Genomic DNA, 20,713 nt, shown 5'->3' on the forward strand with positions numbered 1-20,713 from the left:
ATAGCTTCTACGTCCGTTTTCTGCCTTTTGATACGGATTTCCTCCGTGCCGTCTGCATTACGGATGATATGCTTTAGCCTGAGCCGTTGCATATCCACACGAGCCAGACCAGTAAAGGCGCAGAAAAGAAAGAGCTGTCGTACACGTTCGAACTGTCTGTCAATGATGGGTGTTTGCAGTACACGCTGCAGTTCTTCCGTTGTAAGATACCTGCGTGTGCGGTGCGGCAGTTCCGCTTTGTAGTCCACAAAGGGGTCTATGCGGACATAATTCTTCTGCTGCCCAATGCCGATGAGCTTTCTTAGGAAGATGACCACAATCTGAATGGTGGCAAGGGAAAGGTTACGCTCTGATTTGAGATAGAAGTCCATCCCCTCGATAAAGCCGTAGTCCAACAATGAGTAGCGAATATCCTCCAGACCCAATCGTTCACGCAGATAAGCCTCTATGAGTTGTGTGGCATAGATGTAGTTGGCAAAGGTCGGCTTGGCAACCGTTACCTCCACACAGAGACGCTTTTCTTCAATAAAAAGTCGGGCTTCCTCCAAAAGAAATCCTTTAGGCTTGTCCTCTTCTCTGAGTTCACATCTCAGTAGCTCGGCTGTGATATAGCCGCGCTGCCATATCAGTTCTTGATATTTTGCTTTGGCTTGTTCCTCTTTGGCTTGGAGATAGCGGTTGATTTCCTTTATCTCTTCACCCGTTCCCTTGCATCTTCCCTTACGACTATCCCAAAGTTCGGGAGCAATCTCCTTACCCGTGCTGTATTGCACCTGCTTTCCGTCTATAGTGATGCGTCCCATAATAGGACATTTGCCGTTCTTCTTCTCTTTGGACCGATTGATATAGAATAGTGTTTTGAATGTACTTCGTGCCATAATGTCAAAGCTTCAAGGTGAATGTATCTTGTATGCGTTGCTGCACATTTTGCATCTCTCGATGGATTCTCTCGGAGGAAACAGCTGCATATACTTGTGTAGTTCTCAGGTTGGTGTGCCCGAGCATACGGCTCACCGTTTCAATAGGCACTCCTGCTGAGAGCGTGATGAGCGATGCAAAGGTGTGGCGAGCCATATGAAAGGTTAGCGGGCTTTCCATACCGATATTTCTCTGTATGTAGTGCATGCAGTTGTGGATGATGTCGTTAGTCGGCACATTAAAAACGAAACCTGCACGCGTACCTCTGTACCGCTCCATTATCGCCCAAGCAGGTGGAAGTACTTGTACACGATATGGAGTCTTGGTTTTCATTCGCTTGCCCTTGATGCAAAGTTCACCTTCTTCCAAGACAATGTTTTCCTCTCTCAGATTACGGACATCGGAGATAGCAAGCCCTGAAAAGCAGGAGAATACGAACAAATCACGGACAATACGGTAGTTCTCCCATTCTATCTCCAAGTCAATGATGCGTTGTAGCTGGTCTTGAGAGATGCTTCTCGGCTCACCTTTGGGCCGTTCATAGCTGTAGCCCAAGAAAGGATAGAAGTCCAACACGCCTTTCTTCACCGCCATGCGGACGATGCTCTTCAAGGTGGATAGGGCACTCGACACGCTGCTCCGTTTCAGTTTTCGGTCAATGGTGAGATAGTACTCGAAACCCTCGATAAAGGCTTTGTCTAATTGTGAAAGGGGAATGTCGCTTACTTTGTGTTTCTTCTGCAGATACTCACGAAGCAGGGATAGCTGATAGGTACGGAGCTTGAATGTCTTCAAGGCTCTATCAATCCCTATGCGTTCCTTTGTCTGTCTGAGATATTCCTCAAAACTCTGCAAGAGCAGGGCTTGACGGTGGATTTGCCCCTGATAAGCATCCCTCACATCGGTGGCGGTAAAGGATTTTTCTCTTTCACTGAGTTCGTGAAAGCGTGCGTGGATGAGTGCCGTGCATTCACCGAGTTTCTGATTGACGGACACCGCCATAGCACTCTTGCCAGTGAGTCGTTGCTTACGGCTATCCCATAGGGCGAGCGGAGTCTTAAACTTGGTGGAGAATCCCGAATGGGTTCTGCCTACGGAGATGCGCCCGATGACAGGCACAAGTCCTTTCTTGTCGGTTCGTCTTGCCTGAACAAAGAACGATACTTTCAGTTTGTTTTCTTTCATTCTTCTATCGTTTTTCTAAATTCCCTTTGCTTGCAAAGGTACAGTGAAACAGGTGCTTCTGAGCGATGCAGAACGATGAAATACGATGAATAAAAAACTGTGGAGCAGTTGTTTAGCTTCAATTCGTAACCCCTCTTTGCTCTTTCTTCGATGGGTTACGATTTGGTAACGGAACTACTGCTGTTTTATGCTCGTTTTTGCTTATCCTCAAAATAGCAAGAAAGCCTAAATGATGCTATTTCAAATAGTTACATCCATTGCATATCCTGCTATTTCCCTTAATTCTTAACTACCGATTATGCCCGCAAAATGGCACTCGACATGCGCATGATAGACCCGAATTATGAAGACCATCCCGACAACAAGGCGAGCCACTGTGCCAAGATGATCGCGGAATATTACCAAAAATACGACGCGCAAAAGGGAACGCAGTTCGTTTTCTCGGACTTGGGGACATATCAGCCGGGCGATGGGTGGAACGTCTATTCGGAAATCAAGCGCAAGCTGACGGAGGACTACGGCATACCGCCAAGCGAGGTGCGCTTCATTCAGGAGTGCAAGACCGACAAGGCGCGGAAGGCGGTGATAGACGCCATGAATGCCGGAACGGTGCGTGTGCTGTTCGGCTCCACCTCCATGCTCGGAACGGGTGTGAATGCGCAGAAAAGGTGTGTGGCAATCCATCATTTGGACACACCGTGGCGGCCATCCGACCTGCAACAGCGTGACGGACGCGGAGTTAGGGCAGGAAATGAGATTGCCAAGCATTTCGCCGGGAACAACGTGGATGTAATCATCTACGCGGTGGAGAAGTCACTGGACAGCTACAAGTTCAACCTCCTGCACTGCAAGCAAACTTTCATCTCGCAGCTCAAAAGCGGTGCTATGGGGGCGCGTACCATCGACGAGGGGGCAATGGACGAGAAATCGGGCATGAACTTCTCGGAGTACATGGCGTTGTTATCCGGCAACACCGACCTTTTGGATAAGGCGAAACTGGAGAAGCGGATCGCATCGCTCGAAGGGGAACGCAAGTCGTTCAACAAGGGCAAGCGTGATTCGGAGTTCAAGCTGGAGTCAAAGACCGGCGAGTTGCGCAACAACACGGCTTTCATAGATGCCATGACGGAGGACTGGAACCGCTTCCTGTCGGTGGTGCAGACCGACAAGGAGGGCAACCGCCTTAATATAATTAAGGTGGACGGTGTGGATTCCGCCGATGAGAAGGTTATCGGAAAGCGTTTGCAGGAGATAGCGAAAAACGCCACTACGGGCGGGCTTTACACGCAGGTCGGAGAGCTTTACGGTTTTCCGATAAAGGTGGTGAGCGAAAGGATACTCAAAGAGGGATTGGAGTTTACCGACAACCGTTTCGTGATAGAGGGAAACTACAAGTACACCTACAACAACGGGCATCTGGCGCTGGCTGACCCGTTGGCTGCCGCCCGCAATTTCCTCAACGCGATTGAGAGGATACCCTCAATCATCGACCAGTATAAGGCGAAGAACGAGGTACTGAAAAGGGAGATACCGCAGTTGCAGGAGATAGCTGGCAAGGTGTGGAAGAAGGAGGACGAGTTGAAGCAGTTGAAGTCCGAACTTGCCGCCCTTGACCGCAAGATACAGCTGGAGCTTGCGCCGCCCACGCCCGAAGTCGCCGAAAAGGAGAACGAGGGGCAACAGGTCAAACCGGAAGCGGAAGATGTGCGGAACAGGCAGGTGCAATATCCCGAAAATGCACCGCCGCAGATACGCAGTCCGGCGGATAGTATCGTTGCCAACCATGTCATAATCGGGCGTCCAGGACTGTATGCCAAGGAGGAAACCCGGTCCAAAGGATTGAAAATATAACCTTAGGAATTTTATCTGAAGTATTAATAAGGGCTATCCCAAAAGGTCTAAAAGTAAATTTTATCCTTTCTGCAAGTATCTGTAGGATGGCAACTGCATTTTTTTCTTTTTGGGCAGCCCTTATTAAAATTTATTCTTATTTTAGGTTATATACATTCATGTTCATTTATGTAAAAAATCCTGCTGACCTTGTTTATGTCTTGTCAGTCACCATTTGCAAAACCATATTTGACCCTCAAAGAGGCTGAATTTGATAAGCAACTTGCTACATACTCATAATAAGGAGCTAAATAGAACACGAATGGGAAATACTCAAATGCCAAACTAAAGAAGATATTGGCCAAAATAAACGTTATACCGAGAGAGAAACTTGATTTTTCAACTTCCTAAAACGGTGTTGTTCAAACATTTCTACTTATTTGTACTTGCCAGTTGAACCTACGCTTCCCTAATAAAATGTCTATGGTAAAAAGTTAAAAAATCCTCCCACTTTTGTTAGATATATTTTTTTGTGTAATTTTGTAATCGTTATGCGGCAGTAATAATATACATATTAATACGAGTTAGTAATCCTGTAGTTCTCACATGCTACGAGGAGGTATTAAAAGGTGCATTTCGACAATGCATCTATTGTAGTATATTATTGCTTAATCCAAATGAATATTATAAATTTAGGAATTCTTGCTCACATTGATGCAGGAAAAACTTCCGTAACCGAGAATCTGCTGTTTGCCAGTGGAGCAACGGAAAAGTGCGGCCGTGTGGATAATGGTGACACCATAACAGACTCTATGGATATAGAGAAACGTAGAGGAATTACTGTTCGGGCTTCTACGACATCTATTATCAGGAATGGTGTGAAATGCAATATCATTGACACTCCGGGACACATGGATTTTATTGCGGAAGTGGAGCGGACATTCAAAATGCTTGATGGAGCAGTCCTCATCTTATCCGCAAAGGAAGGTATACAAGCGCAAACAAAGTTGCTGTTCAATACTTTACAAAAACTGCAAATCCCGACAATTATATTTATCAATAAAATTGACCGTGACGGTGTGAATTTAGAGCGTTTGTATCTGGATATAAAAACAAATCTGTCTCAAGATGTCCTGTTTATGCAAACTATTGTCGATGGATTGGTTTATCCGATTTGCTCCCAAACATATATAAAGGAAGAATACAAAGAATTTGTATGCAACCATGACGACAATATATTAGAACGATATTTGGCGGATAGCGAAATTTCACCGGCTGATTATTGGAATACGATAATCGATCTTGTGGCAAAAGCCAAAGTCTATCCGGTACTACATGGATCAGCAATGTTCAATATCGGTATCAATGAGTTGTTGGACGCCATCTCTTCTTTTATACTTCCTCCAGAATCAGTCTCAAACAGACTTTCAGCTTATCTCTATAAGATAGAGCATGACCCCAAAGGACATAAAAGAAGTTTTCTAAAAATAATTGACGGAAGTCTGAGACTTCGAGACATTGTAAGAATCAACGATTCGGAAAAATTCATCAAGATTAAAAATCTAAAGACTATTTATCAGGGCAGAGAGATAAATGTTGATGAAGTGGGGGCCAATGATATCGCGATTGTAGAAGATATGGAAGATTTTCGAATCGGAGATTATTTAGGTGCTAAACCTTGTTTGATTCAAGGGTTATCTCGTCAGCATCCCGCTCTCAAATCCTCCGTCCGGCCAGACAGGCCCGAAGAGAGAAGCAAGGTGATATCCGCTCTGAATACATTGTGGATTGAAGACCCGTCTTTGTCCTTTTCCATAAACTCATATAGTGATGAATTGGAAATCTCGTTATATGGTTTGACACAAAAGGAAATCATACAGACATTGCTGGAAGAACGATTTTCCGTAAAGGTCCATTTTGATGAGATCAAGACTATCTACAAAGAACGACCTGTAAAAAAGGTCAATAAGATTATTCAGATCGAAGTGCCACCCAACCCTTACTGGGCCACAATAGGGCTGACGCTTGAACCCTTGCCGTTAGGGACAGGGTTGCAAATCGAAAGTGACATCTCCTATGGTTATCTGAACCATTCTTTTCAAAATGCCGTTTTTGAAGGGATTCGTATGTCTTGCCAATCTGGTTTACATGGATGGGAAGTGACTGATCTGAAAGTAACTTTTACTCAAGCCGAGTATTATAGCCCGGTAAGTACACCTGCTGATTTCAGACAGCTGACCCCTTATGTCTTCAGGCTGGCCTTGCAACAGTCAGGTGTGGACATTCTCGAACCGATGCTCTATTTTGAGTTGCAGATACCCCAAGCGGCAAGTTCCAAAGCTATTACAGATTTGCAAAAAATGATGTCTGAGATTGAAGACATCAGTTGCAATAATGAGTGGTGTCATATTAAAGGGAAAGTTCCATTAAATACAAGTAAAGACTACGCCTCAGAAGTAAGTTCATACACTAAGGGCTTAGGCGTTTTTATGGTCAAGCCATGCGGGTATCAAATAACAAAAGGCGATTATTCTGATAATATCCGCATGAACGAAAAAGATAAACTTTTATTCATGTTCCAAAAATCAATTTATGAATTAATACAAAACAAGAAGAAAATATGAACAAGCAATTCATTATCACGAATTTCGCCGCATTTGCTCTCATGCTGTTCCTGCCGACCGGATGCAGGCAGGCGGACGGCAAGCAGGATGCGGTGCAGAGTTATCGGGTCATAAAGGTCGCGGCAAGTCCGGTGGAAATCTCCGAGTCCTATTCCGCCGCCATACGCGGACGGCAGGATGTGGACATCCTGCCGCAAATATCCGGGCGCATTATCCGTCTGAAAGTGAAAGAGGGTGAACGGGTGAAGACCGGTCAAGTATTGGCTGTAATTGACCAAGTGCCCTATCGGGCGGCATTACGCACGGCGCAGGCCAATGTCAGCGCGGCACAGGCAAAAGTGGAAACGGCAAGAATCGAGCTGCGGGGCAAGCAGGCATTGTTTGACGAGAAGGTCATATCCGACTACGAGCTTTCTCTCGCCCGGAACCAACTGGCAGTGGCGTGTGCTGAACTCGAACAGGCAAAGGCACAAGAATCGGATGCACGCAACAATCTCTCCTATACGGAAATCAAAAGCCCGAGCAACGGAGTAGTAGGCACATTGCCCTATCGCATCGGTGCGCTTGTCGGTCCCAATATGGCACAGCCTTTCACGGTCGTGTCCGACAATGCGGAGATGTATGCCTATTTCTCCATTTCGGAGAATATGCTACGGCGATATTTGGCTCGCTATGGCTCGATTGACAGCATGATAGCCGGGATGCCGGAAGTGGGCCTGCAACTCAACGACGGCAGCCTGTACAAGGCGAAAGGACGTATTGAAACCGTAAGCGGCGTGGTGGATCCTGTTACCGGAACGGTACAAATCAAAGCCCTGTTCCCCAATCCCGACCGCGAACTGTTGAGTGGCAGCATCGGCAATGTCATCCTTCAAAACCCGAAAACGGAGGCCGTAACCATTCCCATGACCGCCACCGTGGAACTGCAGGACAAGATTATCGCTTACCGTCTGAAAAACGGACAGGCGGAAGCCGCCTATCTCACGGTGGACCGCCTGAACGACGGCAACCGGTTTATCGTAAAAGAAGGTCTTTCGGTCGGTGACACCATTGTCGCCGAAGGCGTGGGACTGGTGAGAGAAGGCATGAGCATAACCCCTAAAAACGAAACGAAATGAACCTGCGATTTTTTATAGACCGCCCGGTGTTTTCGGGCGTTATCTCGGTGGTGATTGTACTGTTGGGCATGATTTCCATGTTTTCCTTGCCGGTGGAACAATACCCCGACATCGCACCTCCGACCATCAACGTATCCGCAACTTATCCTGGAGCAAACGCTGAAACTGTGCAGAAGGCAGTGATAACCCCTCTGGAAGAAGCCATCAACGGCGTGGAAGACATGACCTATATGACTTCCACGGCATCGAATACGGGCGATGCTTCCATCGAAATCTATTTCAAGCAGGGAACCAACGCGGACATGGCGGCGGTAAACGTGCAGAACCGCGTGAACAGCGCGCTGAGCCAGCTTCCGGCGGAAGCCACCAAGACCGGTGTCACCACTGAAAAGCAGCAGAATGCCGAACTGATGACTTTCGCGCTCTATTCGCCCGATGACCGCTTCGACCAGACCTTCCTGAACAATTACGTGAAAATCAATGTCGAGCCGAGGCTGAAACGTATCAGCGGCGTGGGAAAGGCACAGATGTTCGGTTCCAACTACAGCATGCGACTTTGGCTGCGTCCCGACAAGATGGCGCAATACGGGCTTATCCCCGATGACATATCCACCGTACTCGCACGACAGAACATCGAGGCCGCCACCGGCTCCTTCGGTGCCAATCATCCTACCGCCAATGAATACACGATGAAATACCGCGGACGCTTGTCCGGAGCGGAAGAGTTCGGTGAGCTGGTCGTCAAGTCACTGCCGGGCGGCAATGTGCTTCGGTTGAAAGAGGTTGCCGATGTGGAACTGGGCGATGAATACTACAACTATTCCTCCGAGGTGAACGGGCATCCGGCAGCTATGATGCTCATCAACCAGAAAGCCGGGTCCAATGCATCAAGCACCATCAAGGAGATTCACGAAGTGCTTGACGACCTTAGCCGGGACTTGCCCGAAGGGACGGAATTCGTGGTGCTTACCGATACCAACAAGTTCCTGTATGCCTCCATCCACTCTGTCCTCCGCACCTTATTGGAAGCGATACTTCTGGTCATCGTGGTGGTGTATGTGTTCTTGCAGGACATCAAGTCAACGCTTATCCCTACCATATCCATCTTCGTTTCCATCATCGGCACATTTGCCGTGATGTCCATGATTGGATTCTCCATCAACCTGCTCACCCTGTTCGCGCTTGTGCTTGCCATCGGAACCGTGGTCGATGATGCCATTGTGGTGGTGGAAGCGGTGCAGGCGAAGTTCGATGAGGGCTATCAATCAGCAGTTCTCGCGGCTGATGATGCCATGAAAGGCGTTTCGTCGGCTATCCTGACCTCTACCATAATCTTTATGGCAGTGTTTTTCCCCGTAGCCATGATGGGCGGGACTTCGGGAGCGTTCTACACGCAGTTCGGTATCACGATGGCTGTTGCCGTGGGAATCTCGGCAGTCAATGCCTTCACACTCTCACCGGCACTTTGCGCGCTGCTGCTGAAACCCTATATCGATGAGCAGGGCAACACTAAGAACAATTTTGCAGCCCGTTTCCGTAAAGCGTTCAATGCCGTCTTCGACAGTCTGAGCCGACGCTATGTACGTGGAGTGATGTTCATTATCCATCGCCGATGGCTGTTGTGGAGCATCATAGGCATTTCTTTCGGGTTGCTGGTGCTGCTGGTCAATGTCACAAAGACGGGACTTATTCCCGAAGAGGACACCGGGACGGTCATGGTGAGCATGAACACGAAGCCCGGCACATCCATGGCTCAGACAAGTAAGGTGATGGAGCGTATCAACAGCCGTCTCGACAGCATCGGCGAGATTGAATACAGCGGTGCGGTAGCCGGTTTCTCTTTCAGCGGTTCCGGTCCCTCGCAGGCGATGTATTTCGTGACACTCAAAGACTGGGAGGATCGTAAGGGAGAGGGGCAGTCGGTGAATGATGTCATCGGAAAGATTTATGCCGCCACTTCAGATATTCCCGATGCCACGGTGTTCGCCATGTCGCCTCCGATGATTGCCGGGTACGGCATGGGAAACGGTTTCGAGCTTTATTTGCAGGACAAGGCGGGCGGAAACATCGCCGCTTTCAAGGAAGAGGCGGACAAGTTTGTCGAAGCCTTGTCGCAACGACCCGAAATCGGCGAAGTCTATTCCTCCTTTGCCACGGACTATCCGCAATACTGGGTGGATATCGATGCCGCCAAATGTGAGCAGTCGGGTGTGTCGCCCGCAGATGTGCTTTCCACATTGTCGGGCTATTATACCGGACAATATGTTTCCGACTTTAACCGGTTCTCCAAGCTCTACCATGTGACCATGCAGGCTCCGGCGGAATATCGTGTGAATGCGGAATCCCTGCACCACATGTATGTGCGCGCCTCCGATGGCGGCATGTCGCCTTTGAGCCGGTTCGTGCGCCTGACCAAGACCAACGGCCCGTCAGACCTCACCCGTTTCAACCTGTTCAACGCCATCTCGATTAGCGGGTCGCCGGCGCAGGGTTACAGTTCAGGGCAGGTGCTCGAAGCCATCGGCGAGACGGCACGTGAAGTGCTTCCGTCAAATTACACATACGAGTTTGGCGGCATTTCGCGTGAGGAAAGCAAGACGACCAACAATGCCACGCTTATATTCCTGCTCTGCATGGTTCTGGTCTATCTGATTCTGTGCGCCTTGTATGAGAGCGTGTTCATACCCTTCGCGGTTCTGTTGTCGGTGCCTTGCGGACTAATGGGCAGTTTCCTGTTTGCGTGGCTCTTCGGTCTGGAGAACAACATCTACATGCAGACCGGATTAATCATGATTATCGGCCTGCTTGCCAAGACCGCCATCCTGCTTACCGAATACGCCGGCAAGCGGCGGTCGGAAGGCATGACGCTGGCACAGGCAGCATACAGTGCGGCAAAAGTCCGCCTGCGCCCTATATTGATGACTGTGCTGTCCATGGTGTTCGGTCTTGTCCCGCTGATGATGGCGCACGGAGTGGGTGCCAACGGCAGCCGTTCGCTTGCCACAGGTGTAATCGGTGGAATGATTGTCGGTACTTTGGCTCTGTTGTTCCTTGTGCCGTCATTGTTTATTGTATTCCAATATATTCAAGAACGTGTTAAGCATAATTAAATGAAGAAGACAGTAATATATATCATATTGTCAGGATGGATGTTTGCCGGTTGTGGCACATACAGCCGGTATCATCGTCCTGACCTCTCAACGGAGAATCTGTATCGGGACGTACCGGCGGACATTGATACAACGACCATCGCGTCCCTGTCGTGGCGGGAAATGTTTACCGACCCGAAACTCCAGTCCTTGATTGAAACCGGACTTGAACGGAACACAGACCTCAATGTGGCACGGTTACGCGTGGAAGCGACAGAAGCCGTCCTGATGACTGCCAGACTATCATATCTTCCATCACTGGGACTGACTGCCGAAGGTAATGCCAATAAACATGACGGAGCAACGGCAAAGACATATAATGTGGGAGCGTCGGCAAGCTGGGAACTGGACATCTTCGGCAAACTTACGGCGGCAAAGCGTGGTGCAGCCGCCGCGTTACAAGGAAGCCGTGCCTACCGGCAGGCCGTACAGACACAGCTTGTCGCCACTATTGCAGACAGTTACTACACCCTTGCCATGCTTGACGCACAAATGGCAATAAGTAACCGGACTTTGGAGAACTGGCGGACTACCGTACGTACTCTTGAAGCGTTGAAAAAAGTGGGGAAATCAAACGAAGCCGGCGTATTGCAGGCAAAGGCGAACGTGATGCGACTCGAAGCATCCCTGTTATCCATACGCAAGAGTATTTCCGAAACAGAAAATGCCCTGTCTGCGATACTTGCCATGCCGTCACACTCGATTGGACGAAGTAATCTGGCCGAGGCTGCTTTCCCCGATACTGTCTCGATTGGAGTCCCTTTGCAACTGCTTTCCAACCGTCCCGACGTGCGTCAGGCTGAAATGGAACTGGCGCAGGCGTTCTACGCCACCAATGCGGCTCGTGCCGCCTTCTATCCCAATATTACCCTCTCGGGGACTCTTGGATGGACTAATAACGGCGGTGGCGTAATCGTAAATCCCGGACAATGGTTGCTCAATGCCATCGGTTCCCTGACACAGCCCTTATTCAACCGGGGCACAAACATCGCCAACTTGAAGATAGCCAAAAGCCGTCAGGAAGAAGCCAAACTGTTGTTCCGGCAATCATTGCTGAACGCTGGAAAAGAAGTGAACGATGCTCTGACTGCATGGCAGACGGCAAAATCGCAAATTGAAATCAATGCTCGACAGGTTGAAACATTATGCGATGCTGTGCGAAAGACAGAATCGCTTATGCGTCATTCCAATGCCACCTATCTGGAAGTGTTGACCGCCCAACAGTCTCTTCTCGAAGCGGAAGTGCAACAGCTACAAACTCGTTTTGAACGCATACAAAGTGTAATCAAACTTTATCATGTGTTGGGAGGAGGAATGTAACTGCAATAAATAGAAAAATTTGAAATTATTATTAGTGTTATTCATCTCGGATATTTTTCGTGATTCTGCCGCATGTAGATATTGTACGAAAGCAATATTTGGATTGTAAAATATCAAGCCAATGAAAATACTTTTGCAGCATAAAATATTTATAGGATACTTTCTTTTAATGGCGATCATTGGCAGCATGGTCGCTATTGTTCTGCACGAGCGTAGTCGTGTACAGAAAATAGAGAATGAATCAATCGCTATTTTTCAAACCCAGCACAATATCAATACCACACACCGCTATGTGACCACGTTAGTAACTTATGGTGAATCCGTCATGGTATGGAATGATGAGGATTCTGGGTGAAGTATAAGAATATCAGAGAAGGGGAACAATTGCATTTCGATTTGCATTTTCTTAACCGCATAAAGAAACAGTTCCCGGGGATAAAAGCTATTTCGCCTGAAATAACAGGACCTTATTCGCAAGTGATGAATAAAGCTAAAAGCGGACTTTTTAAGATTATAGGAATCAATGAAAACTATATGGGAATTAAGATACTTAAAATCAACGAAGATGGACGATATTTTAATAAAGGAGATGACGAGAATACCCGTAATGTTACCATTATCGGCGAAAATGTCAGTACGACCTTATTTAATAATCAAAAAGCGTTGGGTAAGTCGATCAACATTGCCGGTATTGATTTTAAGGTGATAGGCGTACTAAAGAATGATGATATTTTCAGCGCTTCGGAAATCAATTCGGTATATGTGCCCTTCTCAAGTTACATAAACTGTATTGACAATAAGACTCCATTGCGCGCTTTCTGTTTATATCTGAACAAAGAAGTTGATTCCAAGCGATTTGAGAATGAGCTGAGAGCCTTCATCGCTAATAAATACCAATTTGCTTATTCTGATAAGCAAGCCTTACAGATAATCAATTTTGAGACACAAACATCTGCTTTTGAGGGACTCTTTGATGGATTGAAAATGTTTATCTGGATCGTAGGAATTTGTTTTCTGATAAGTGGTATTGTTGGAGTAAGCAACATCATGTTTGTCGTGATCAAAGAAAGGAGTAGCGAAATAGGCATCCGTAAGGCTGTAGGAGCAACTCCTAAATCCATTCTTGTGTTAATGCTGACGGAATCTGTCATCATAACTGTAATCTCCGGTATCATCGGATTGATATCAGGTGCAGCTATTCTTGAGATTATAAATTGGTTGCTCGAAAGCGCCCGTCACGCGACAATGATAAAGCATGCAGAAATAGATATAAATGTAGCTGTTCTCGCTTTGGTTATCTTGATTTTGTCCGGTGTCATTGCCGGAGCATTTCCGGCTATGAAAGCATCTGTTATACAACCCATTGACGCCATTAGAAACGAAAATATAGGATAATGAAGACATTTAAGATTATATTAATTTGCATCTTTTCCGCCACACTGGCATTTGTTGCTTTTCGTTCTTCGCTAAGAGGTACAAAGGCAATTTACGAAACTACACAACCACAATATCGCGAGATCAAAGAGGAAATAAACATATCCGGCAATGTTTTTCCGATGAAGGAGATCGAAATAAAATCGCAGATATCGGGAGTCCTGGACAAGATTAATGTTTCGATAGGAGATAAAGTGCGCATAGGAGATTAAATATAAATTCAAGCAATCATAGCCCGTAATTCACTGAATTTGGCTATCTTTGCATAACATTTGAGAAAAACGGCGATTGGCAGGAGCTTTTCGCCGCCAACATATAGGATAAGACCGCAAGGCGTTTCAAGCGAAAATCTGGTAAATTGGAACTACGGAGACGATTGCGTGATGCTTATGCTATGCTTACGCATAGCGTGCATTCACGTACTCTCCGTAAAGGCTTTACCAGAGCCATCGCTTGAAGGTAGTGTGAATTGCACGCTACTTTTTTACCCTTGCCTAACGAAAGGAAACGATTATGGGTAAAGTTCAGATTCTCGCCGTACTGACGATGGACGGATGTCTTTCTTCAGAGTTATATGATAAAGCACATCAGGATTTGTGCCTTGACCGTTGCGGTCTTGATGAAATCAGGAAGAAAGCCTTTTACCGTGTGACACCGGACTATTCCATTTCAATGCTGCACGAATGGAGAAAAGACTGCACAAACATCCGTTACCTCGCGGAAGCCACACCGGATACGGCAGATTATATAAACGGACTACTGCGTATGCACGCTGTGGATGAAATCATACTATACAACGTTCCTTTCATTTTAGGAAGTGGGCGGCATTTTTTCAAATCGGCTCTGCCAAAGCAACACTGGACGCTTTCCTCTGTGAAAAGCTATCCTAACGGTGTATGCCGAAGTATCTACACCCTTGACAAATAAGCAAGACAGCCAAAATGTACGGCAGTCATACAATTTTGTTTTCGGAAATAGAAGAAATGTTCTGATTATGAACAATTTAATCCCGTATAAATTCATTCCTTTGGAAAAATATTGAATTTTATACCACTGAATTCCAGCACCTTGAAAAAGCCGGTGCCGGATTTTTTGCTTTCTGACACATGTTTTGCCAATTATATTTATGTGCGCACGCAGAAAACAAAGTGTAATTTTCAAAATTGACAGAACCATGAATTATTTCTTGCTGGCGGAAACCGACTTCTTCCGCCTGATAAACGAAGCCGGTGACTGCAATATGGAAACGGCATATACGGCTTTCGCCACCCAAGTGATTGAACTGTGTAACGGCGGCATGGATGCGAACCTTACCATTATCGCGCTTGCTTACATCGAAATCGAGTTGCAGCACCATCCCGTGCGCAATCTATCAGAAGAAAGAAAAGAGATTGCCGCCTACATCAGCAAGGCCCTGTCTTTCATCAGGAAGATGCAAAAATTCCTTGCCACGCCCCAAGTGCCGCCACTAATATCCGCCAACAACGCAACTGAAAACACCGCCAGCCTCCTGCAATGGACGGGCAACGCCATAGACCTCGTGGAGCTTATCTACGGCATCGACGAGATGGGTTGTATCAACAACGGCAATATGCCGCTCAAACAGCTTGCCCCGCTTCTTTACAAGATATTCGGGGTTGAGTCGAAGGACTGCTACCGCTTCTACACCGATATCAAACGCCGGAAGAACGAAAGCCGCACCTACTTCCTTGACAGGATGCAGGAGAAACTGAATGAGAGGATGATGCGCGATGAGGAACTGGAAATAAAAAGACGGTAAGTATTTCTATACCTTTTCATCGTTTGAATGAAAAATCGGCTTATTTTTTGTCGTTACATAAAAAAGTCTTATCTTTGCATCTACAATTAAGAAGACATGCGGTTCTGACCGTGTTCAACGATAACAGTACCCGTTTGGCATACCGTAAGATCTGCCGGCGGGTCATTCTTTTTTATAACGGTATGGCAAATAAGGAATCACGTTCCATTGATGAACAAATAGAACTGCTCAAACAAAGAGGAATGCTTGTCGGCGATGAAGGTTTCGCTGCCCGACATTTGGCTCATATCAGCTACTATCGTTTGAAGGGATATTGGTGGGACATGCAGTCCGATAGAGCCAATCATCTGTTTCAGCCGGATTCCAAACTGGAAGATGTAATCACACGCTATTATTTCGACAAGGAACTGCGCCTTATTTTATTTGATGCCATCGAAACAATAGAAATCACGCTACGCACAAAGATGATTTATCATCTTTCACAATCCTACGGAGGGCTGTGGTATCGTGACCCGAGATTGTTTGCTGATGTCGCTTTTCACACACAGCACCTCAAAGAACTGATAGAAGAATTCTTACGGAGCAATGAGATTTTTGTGAAAGACTACAGGCGCAAGCACCTTGTGACTGATGCAAGCGGTGAAAAGACGCTTGACGAACACCCGGATGCGTGGATTATATTTGAAGTGGCCACATTCGGCACACTTTCCAAGATATACAAGAACCTTAACCACCAACTGCCCGAAAAATCAGCAATAGCCAATGATATGGGGCTGAATCTACACAATGAACTTTCGGGATGGCTTGAAGCCATTTCATATATGCGCAACATAATCGCGCACCATTCCAGAATATGGAGTCGGAACATGGTCAAACGGCCTTGTGAAATTCATAATCCGCGAATGACATGGCTTTCCCGTCCATTGACCGAGGTACAGCAGAAAAAACCGTTCTATGTGATTACGGCAATGTTATATCTCTGCAATGCCATAGACGAGGGGCATACGTTCAAAGAGAAACTGCTGGCATTGTTTGAGGAGTATGCGGATGTGCCCATCTACAAGATAGGCTTCTTCAACCGCTGGAAAGAAGAGCCGATTTGGAAATGAAAAAAGTGCCTGTTTACAGGTGCGGAAAAACAAAAAGAGAAGCAATACAATAAACCTCCTGGGCGCATCGTAAGACAGCATACTTGGGAGGCGTTCTTCATTTTAAGAGGTGACGGAGATATTTTCCGCCACCTCTGTTTTTTTATTTCTACTGCAACAGGTGCTTCAGGTTGTCATCGCCTGCGATGCGTTCCAGTTCATCCTGCACAATCTGCTTCACCTCTTCCTTGATGCGCCGGTAGTTCGCCTGCACCGTATCCTTCATGCGGTCGTTTCCGTCCTCGTCCGTGAAATCGGTAATGACAGGTATTTTCTTGTAGGCACTTTCCTCCCGCTTCACCTTCTCGGCATCCACCACAATCTCGCAGTGGAAAATCTTCTGCTCGATGCGCTCGTTGAAGTTGTCGGACACCGAACCGACAAACATACCCTGCGTAAGCCCGGAAATCTTGCTCGGCGGGATAAGCGCGTCCATCTGCGTGTTGATGGAGGTGGAAACATCCTGCCGGTTGATGGAGATAGACTGCCGTTTCTGCAACACCTTCCCGAACCGCTCCGATAGTGTCTTTGCCGTTTCTCCTACCACCTGCCCGGAGAAAATGTTACCGACCGTATTCATCACGACTTTTGCTTCCTTATCGCCGTAGTCGCGCACTAACTGGCTGAAATCCTGAAAGCCCAGACACACGGCAACCTTGTTGCTTCGGGCGGTAGCTATAAGATTGTCCAACCCTTTGAAGTATATCGTGGGCAGCTCGTCGATGATGACCGACGACTTCAGCATCCCCTTCTTGTTGATGAGTTTCACGATACGGGAGTTATACAGACCGAGAGCCGCCCCGTAAATGTTCTGACGGTCGGGATTGTTGCCCACGCATAGGATTTTCGGCTCTTCGGGATTGTTGATGTCCAGCGTAAATTCGCTGTCCGACATCACCCAGTAGAGCTGCGGGGAAATCATCCTCGAAAGCGGAATTTTTGCCGACGCTATCTGCCCCATGAGCTGCTCCGCAGCCCCTCCGAGCCAAGCATCCATGAACGGGGAAAGGTAATTCTCCAGTTCGGGATAGGAAGTCAGTATCGGAAAAATATCCTCGTAACGGCGGTTCAAAAACTCGATGGCATGGGGAAACGTGCAGTATTTCCCGTTCTGATAGATTTTGAGATACCAGATAATACTGGCAAACAGAATGATAGGTGACTCCACGAAGAAGTCGCCCTGCTTTTGCACCCACGTTTTATTGAGGTTGAGCATTATCGTGTAGGCACTCTCGTAAGCGTCCGTAATATCCTCCATGAAATCCGGGTGTATGGGATTGCAACGGTGTGAGCGTCGCGGGTCGTCGAAATTGATCACATAGAATTTCGGCTTCACCTTGTAGCCCTCCGGGTGGTTCAGCAAATGGTTGTAGGCTATGGTGGACAAGTCACTGAATTTGAAGTCGTACACATACATTGAGAAGCCCTTTTCAATCTGTTGCTTGATAAAGCTGTTCACCACTGCGTAGGATTTGCCGCTGCCCGGCGTACCCAACACGATGGACGCACGGAAGGGATTCACCACATTGATCCAGCCGTTGTTCCAACGCTTTTTGTAATAGAAGCGTGTGGGCAGATTGACCGAATACTCGCTTTCGATGAGCCTTGTTTCCTGCATGAAACTCTCGTTCTCATTGTTGAAAACATCCTCCATCAGATTGTGTTTCAACAGACGGCTCATCCACAGACCGCCCATCAAAAGGCAGACATAGCCTGTACCGATGGTAATGATATACAGCCCCGTCACCGCTTCGACCGGCAACGGCAGAGCCAGTATCCACCAGTTCAGGAAAAACAGCACGGACCCGATGGCGAGTGCCGTCCATATTTTTCTCCAAGTGATTTTCTCTCCCTTGACACCCTTCGTACCCAGACAGGACAGGGCAAGCAGCAGGACGGCAAACAGCTTCGTGTACAGTATGGAATGGAACAGCCCCGCCGTGCGGTCGAAGTTCATCAGGATTTTGTCCACCACACCGATGTTCACGCCCCACAGCCGGATGGCTTCGTAGCAGAACCAGTACACGTTCATGACCACTAAAATGATACTCACGGCACGCAGAAAATCCATGATTTTCGCCAATGCCCTCAAATCGTCTTCTTGTTGTGACATACATTGATTTTTTAATTGTTGATACTCCGATTACATACCCAAGCCCTTGCGCTTTTTCTTCTTTTTGCGCTTCATCGCCCGGATGAAAGCCTCTTCCTCGGCATCTACCGCCGGACCTTCGGGAGTGAGCAAGCCCATTCCGCCCGATACGTCTTCACGGTCGTATGCGGTCTGCCCGTGCGCCTTGTCCGCAGCATCCACAGGGATGGATAGCGGTATCGGCGGCTGTCCTGCGTATGGCAGGGTAAAATGTTCCTGCAAGGCATTCGCCGAAAGCTCCTTGCCCATGCGTGAGCCGTTCAGCACGCACCCCGTGCGGTGGTCGATGAAAGTAGCCCCGTAGATGCGCCCTTCCTCCGTATGGCGCAACACGGTGTCGATGCCTTTCTCTTTGAGCAGGGACACAAACCTGTCCTTGTCATAAGTGCCTTGCAGCACGGAAAGGACGGTGCGTTTCGTCATGTCGGCGAGTTTCCTGTCCTTAATCTCAAGCTTGGAACGGGCAAACTTATTCTGCACGGCTTCATAGCCTGCGGACTTCCCGAAAAGCGAGGACTTGAACGGGTTGCCGACCTTGTTGCCCTTGTCGTCCGTGACGGAATAGACCAGCCCGTGATATTCCCGTCCGCGCACGTTACCCCTCGCTTCCTCCACCGTCATATTATATAAGGAAAGGAGCGCACGGTATTCGCCCATCGTCTGGAAACGGTACTGCCCGTTCAGAGCCTTCAGGGTATTGCCTACCTGCTTCTTCACATCGCCTGCCGATACGTCCACTTTACATAGCGGCGTGTCAAGACGGCGGTTCCTGCGCTCCGCATCGTGCAGCCCGTATTTCCTTTCAAGCTCACGAGTAATCTGCTTGCTGCGGTAGTAGTTGTTCTTGTCGCTGATACATTTCCCGTTCTCATCCACCCGCACCGTCACAATGTGCAGATGGTGACGGTCGATGTCCTCGTGCTTGAATACAAGATAAGGCTGGTTGCCAAAACCGAGCTTTTCCAGATACTCGCGGGCGATGTCCTGCAATTCCGCATCGGTCAGCACATCCTCCGGGTGCGGGTTGAGCGAGATATGCACCACCGGTTTCTCCACTTTCATCTGCGGTGGCAGGAAGGTGTGGAAGCCCTCCATCGCCTTGCCGATGTCCACCTTCCCCGAACCGTCATTATAGATGCGGTTGGTGGTGAGAAGCCGCCCCTGTGCCTCGTTAATCTTCTCCCCGTTGTAGGCAATCGCGCCGTACAACGAGCTGCCTACACTGATTTTTGCGACCATTTCGCCTCCATTTGAGTTTCACTCTTCTTCAAACGCGACTCGGCAGAGTCCAAACAAGTTTGGCTCTGCTCTCGCTGCTCTTTCAGCTCCCTTGACAGTTCCACAATCTGACGGCTCAGTTTCACGAGTTCGACGGTGTGTTGCTCCAATTTATAGAGCAACGCCATCGCCTTTTTCTCTGAAAAATGCAGCCTCAGTTCCTTCACGACTTGGTTGTAATTCGTACCTACGGCGCGGAACTGCGCATGAAAATCCGACAGCTTGGTGTAATAGTCCACCAACGTCTTGTCCACCTTCAGCACCTTGAACGGCTGTCCGAAGAAGTGCGCTTTGAGGAAAACCGACCGCGCATAGACACCCGATTTTCCGAACATGGCGAGGAAACGGTTGTGTTCCTCCTCGTTGAAACGGACGGTGTACCGGTACACCGCCGGATCAAGTTTGGGATTTCTCCCTGCTTTGCTTTTCCTTTTCTCTTTCATATTACTTTGGATTTAGCGGATTGACGGCATAAGCCGCCGCTTCGGGTCACGGCACCGCAGTTCTGAAAGGCTTCCCGACTTCGGAGGGAAAGCCCGCCCCCTGCAAGGGCAAGGCGTTTTCCGGGATGCTCAAAATATTTTGAGCGGCTGAAAACATACCTTGCTATGTTCAGGTGAACATAAAAATCCGTCAGGGGACGGATTGGGAAAATACCTTTCAGGACTCCGGGCCGCGCGCCATCGGCGAACCCTGCCGTCCGGGTGCAAAGTTACGCTCTTAAAGCGGTAACGAACAGATACTTGACCCGGCCAATGGCTGCCAACCGGCGCAACA

Annotated in this window: 13 protein-coding genes and 2 pseudogenes; 10 read left to right on the plus strand and 5 right to left on the minus strand. The window is 48.0% G+C overall.

Annotation, left to right across the window (positions count from 1 at the left end; genetic code table 11):
• Together HMPREF9304_RS01895 and HMPREF9304_RS01900 are read right to left on the minus strand one after the other, a co-directional pair.
• Nucleotides 1–878, minus strand: an 878-nt coding sequence (locus tag HMPREF9304_RS01895; RefSeq protein ID WP_036926134.1) for a phage integrase SAM-like domain-containing protein, incomplete at its 3' end; no start/stop codon positions are given.
• Between the two features lie 4 nt (nt 879–882).
• Nucleotides 883–2,103 (minus strand): site-specific integrase, encoded by a 1,221-nt coding sequence (locus tag HMPREF9304_RS01900; protein WP_036926135.1) that lies wholly within the window; start codon nt 2,101–2,103, stop codon nt 883–885.
• Between the two features lie 285 nt (nt 2,104–2,388).
• On the opposite strand from HMPREF9304_RS01900, the pseudogene HMPREF9304_RS01905 reads away from it, so the two are divergent.
• From HMPREF9304_RS01905 to HMPREF9304_RS01955, 10 genes and pseudogenes are all read left to right on the plus strand, one after another.
• A pseudogene (locus HMPREF9304_RS01905) lies at nt 2,389–3,954 on the plus strand (helicase-related protein); the annotation flags it as partial.
• A 656-nt stretch (nt 3,955–4,610) separates the two neighbouring features.
• Nucleotides 4,611–6,557, plus strand: a complete 1,947-nt coding sequence (gene tet(Q), locus HMPREF9304_RS01910; RefSeq protein WP_036926136.1) for a tetracycline resistance ribosomal protection protein Tet(Q) — start codon at nt 4,611–4,613, stop codon at nt 6,555–6,557.
• On the plus strand, nt 6,554–7,675 hold the full coding sequence (locus tag HMPREF9304_RS01915; RefSeq protein ID WP_005816213.1) for an efflux RND transporter periplasmic adaptor subunit: 1,122 nt from the start codon (nt 6,554–6,556) through the stop codon (nt 7,673–7,675). The genes tet(Q) and HMPREF9304_RS01915 overlap by 4 nt, the downstream gene beginning before the upstream one ends.
• A complete protein-coding gene (locus tag HMPREF9304_RS01920; protein ID WP_036926137.1) occupies nt 7,672–10,785 on the plus strand; it encodes an efflux RND transporter permease subunit in 3,114 nt (1,037 codons plus the stop codon). The genes HMPREF9304_RS01915 and HMPREF9304_RS01920 overlap by 4 nt, the downstream gene beginning before the upstream one ends.
• The gene (locus HMPREF9304_RS01925) at nt 10,786–12,144 is read left to right on the plus strand and encodes an efflux transporter outer membrane subunit (RefSeq protein WP_005809240.1); all 1,359 of its coding nucleotides are present in this window, start codon (nt 10,786–10,788) and stop codon (nt 12,142–12,144) included.
• A 121-nt stretch (nt 12,145–12,265) separates the two neighbouring features.
• Nucleotides 12,266–12,493: pseudogene (locus HMPREF9304_RS01930) on the plus strand (hypothetical protein); the annotation flags it as partial.
• Between the two features lie 2 nt (nt 12,494–12,495).
• A complete protein-coding gene (locus HMPREF9304_RS01935; RefSeq protein ID WP_005809236.1) occupies nt 12,496–13,539 on the plus strand; it encodes an ABC transporter permease in 1,044 nt (347 codons plus the stop codon).
• 552 nt (nt 13,540–14,091) lie between these two features.
• Nucleotides 14,092–14,505: a dihydrofolate reductase family protein gene (locus tag HMPREF9304_RS01945; RefSeq protein ID WP_036926138.1), complete on the plus strand. Its 414-nt coding sequence runs from the start codon at nt 14,092–14,094 to the stop codon at nt 14,503–14,505.
• 247 nt (nt 14,506–14,752) lie between these two features.
• Nucleotides 14,753–15,358 (plus strand): RteC domain-containing protein, encoded by a 606-nt coding sequence (locus HMPREF9304_RS01950; protein WP_008125994.1) that lies wholly within the window; start codon nt 14,753–14,755, stop codon nt 15,356–15,358.
• A 182-nt stretch (nt 15,359–15,540) separates the two neighbouring features.
• The gene (locus HMPREF9304_RS01955) at nt 15,541–16,467 is read left to right on the plus strand and encodes an Abi family protein (RefSeq protein ID WP_004371713.1); all 927 of its coding nucleotides are present in this window, start codon (nt 15,541–15,543) and stop codon (nt 16,465–16,467) included.
• A 148-nt stretch (nt 16,468–16,615) separates the two neighbouring features.
• Here the strand turns inward: HMPREF9304_RS01955 and mobC are convergent, their stop codons facing one another.
• From mobC to mobA, 3 genes are read right to left on the minus strand one after another with little or no spacing between them, the layout of a single operon-like run.
• On the minus strand, nt 16,616–18,619 hold the full coding sequence (gene mobC / locus HMPREF9304_RS01960; RefSeq protein WP_004371714.1) for a conjugal transfer protein MobC: 2,004 nt from the start codon (nt 18,617–18,619) through the stop codon (nt 16,616–16,618).
• A gap of 30 nt (nt 18,620–18,649) precedes the next feature.
• Nucleotides 18,650–19,897: a conjugal transfer protein MobB gene (gene mobB, locus HMPREF9304_RS01965; RefSeq protein ID WP_008125997.1), complete on the minus strand. Its 1,248-nt coding sequence runs from the start codon at nt 19,895–19,897 to the stop codon at nt 18,650–18,652.
• Entirely contained in the window at nt 19,876–20,379 is a 504-nt protein-coding gene (mobA, locus tag HMPREF9304_RS01970) for a conjugal transfer protein MobA (RefSeq protein WP_004371716.1), read from the minus strand. Before mobA ends, mobB begins: the two co-directional genes overlap by 22 nt.
• Nucleotides 20,380–20,713: the final 334 nt, after the last annotated feature.

Source organism: Hoylesella timonensis S9-PR14 (assembly GCF_000762405.1).
GTDB lineage: Bacteria > Bacteroidota > Bacteroidia > Bacteroidales > Bacteroidaceae > Prevotella > Prevotella timonensis_A.

Excerpts from the sequence above, each read along its gene's own strand:
- HMPREF9304_RS01925 (WP_005809240.1), top strand. The coding sequence starts at position 10,786 with ATGAAGAAGACAGTAATATATATCATATTGTCAGGATGGATGTTTGCC.
- HMPREF9304_RS01900 (WP_036926135.1), bottom strand. The coding sequence starts at position 2,103 with ATGAAAGAAAACAAACTGAAAGTATCGTTCTTTGTTCAGGCAAGACGA.
- mobA (WP_004371716.1), bottom strand. The coding sequence starts at position 20,379 with ATGAAAGAGAAAAGGAAAAGCAAAGCAGGGAGAAATCCCAAACTTGAT.
- HMPREF9304_RS01945 (WP_036926138.1), top strand. The coding sequence starts at position 14,092 with ATGGGTAAAGTTCAGATTCTCGCCGTACTGACGATGGACGGATGTCTT.
- HMPREF9304_RS01920 (WP_036926137.1), top strand. The coding sequence starts at position 7,672 with ATGAACCTGCGATTTTTTATAGACCGCCCGGTGTTTTCGGGCGTTATC.
- HMPREF9304_RS01955 (WP_004371713.1), top strand. The coding sequence starts at position 15,541 with ATGGCAAATAAGGAATCACGTTCCATTGATGAACAAATAGAACTGCTC.
- HMPREF9304_RS01915 (WP_005816213.1), top strand. The coding sequence starts at position 6,554 with ATGAACAAGCAATTCATTATCACGAATTTCGCCGCATTTGCTCTCATG.
- mobC (WP_004371714.1), bottom strand. The coding sequence starts at position 18,619 with ATGTCACAACAAGAAGACGATTTGAGGGCATTGGCGAAAATCATGGAT.
- mobB (WP_008125997.1), bottom strand. The coding sequence starts at position 19,897 with ATGGTCGCAAAAATCAGTGTAGGCAGCTCGTTGTACGGCGCGATTGCC.
- HMPREF9304_RS01950 (WP_008125994.1), top strand. The coding sequence starts at position 14,753 with ATGAATTATTTCTTGCTGGCGGAAACCGACTTCTTCCGCCTGATAAAC.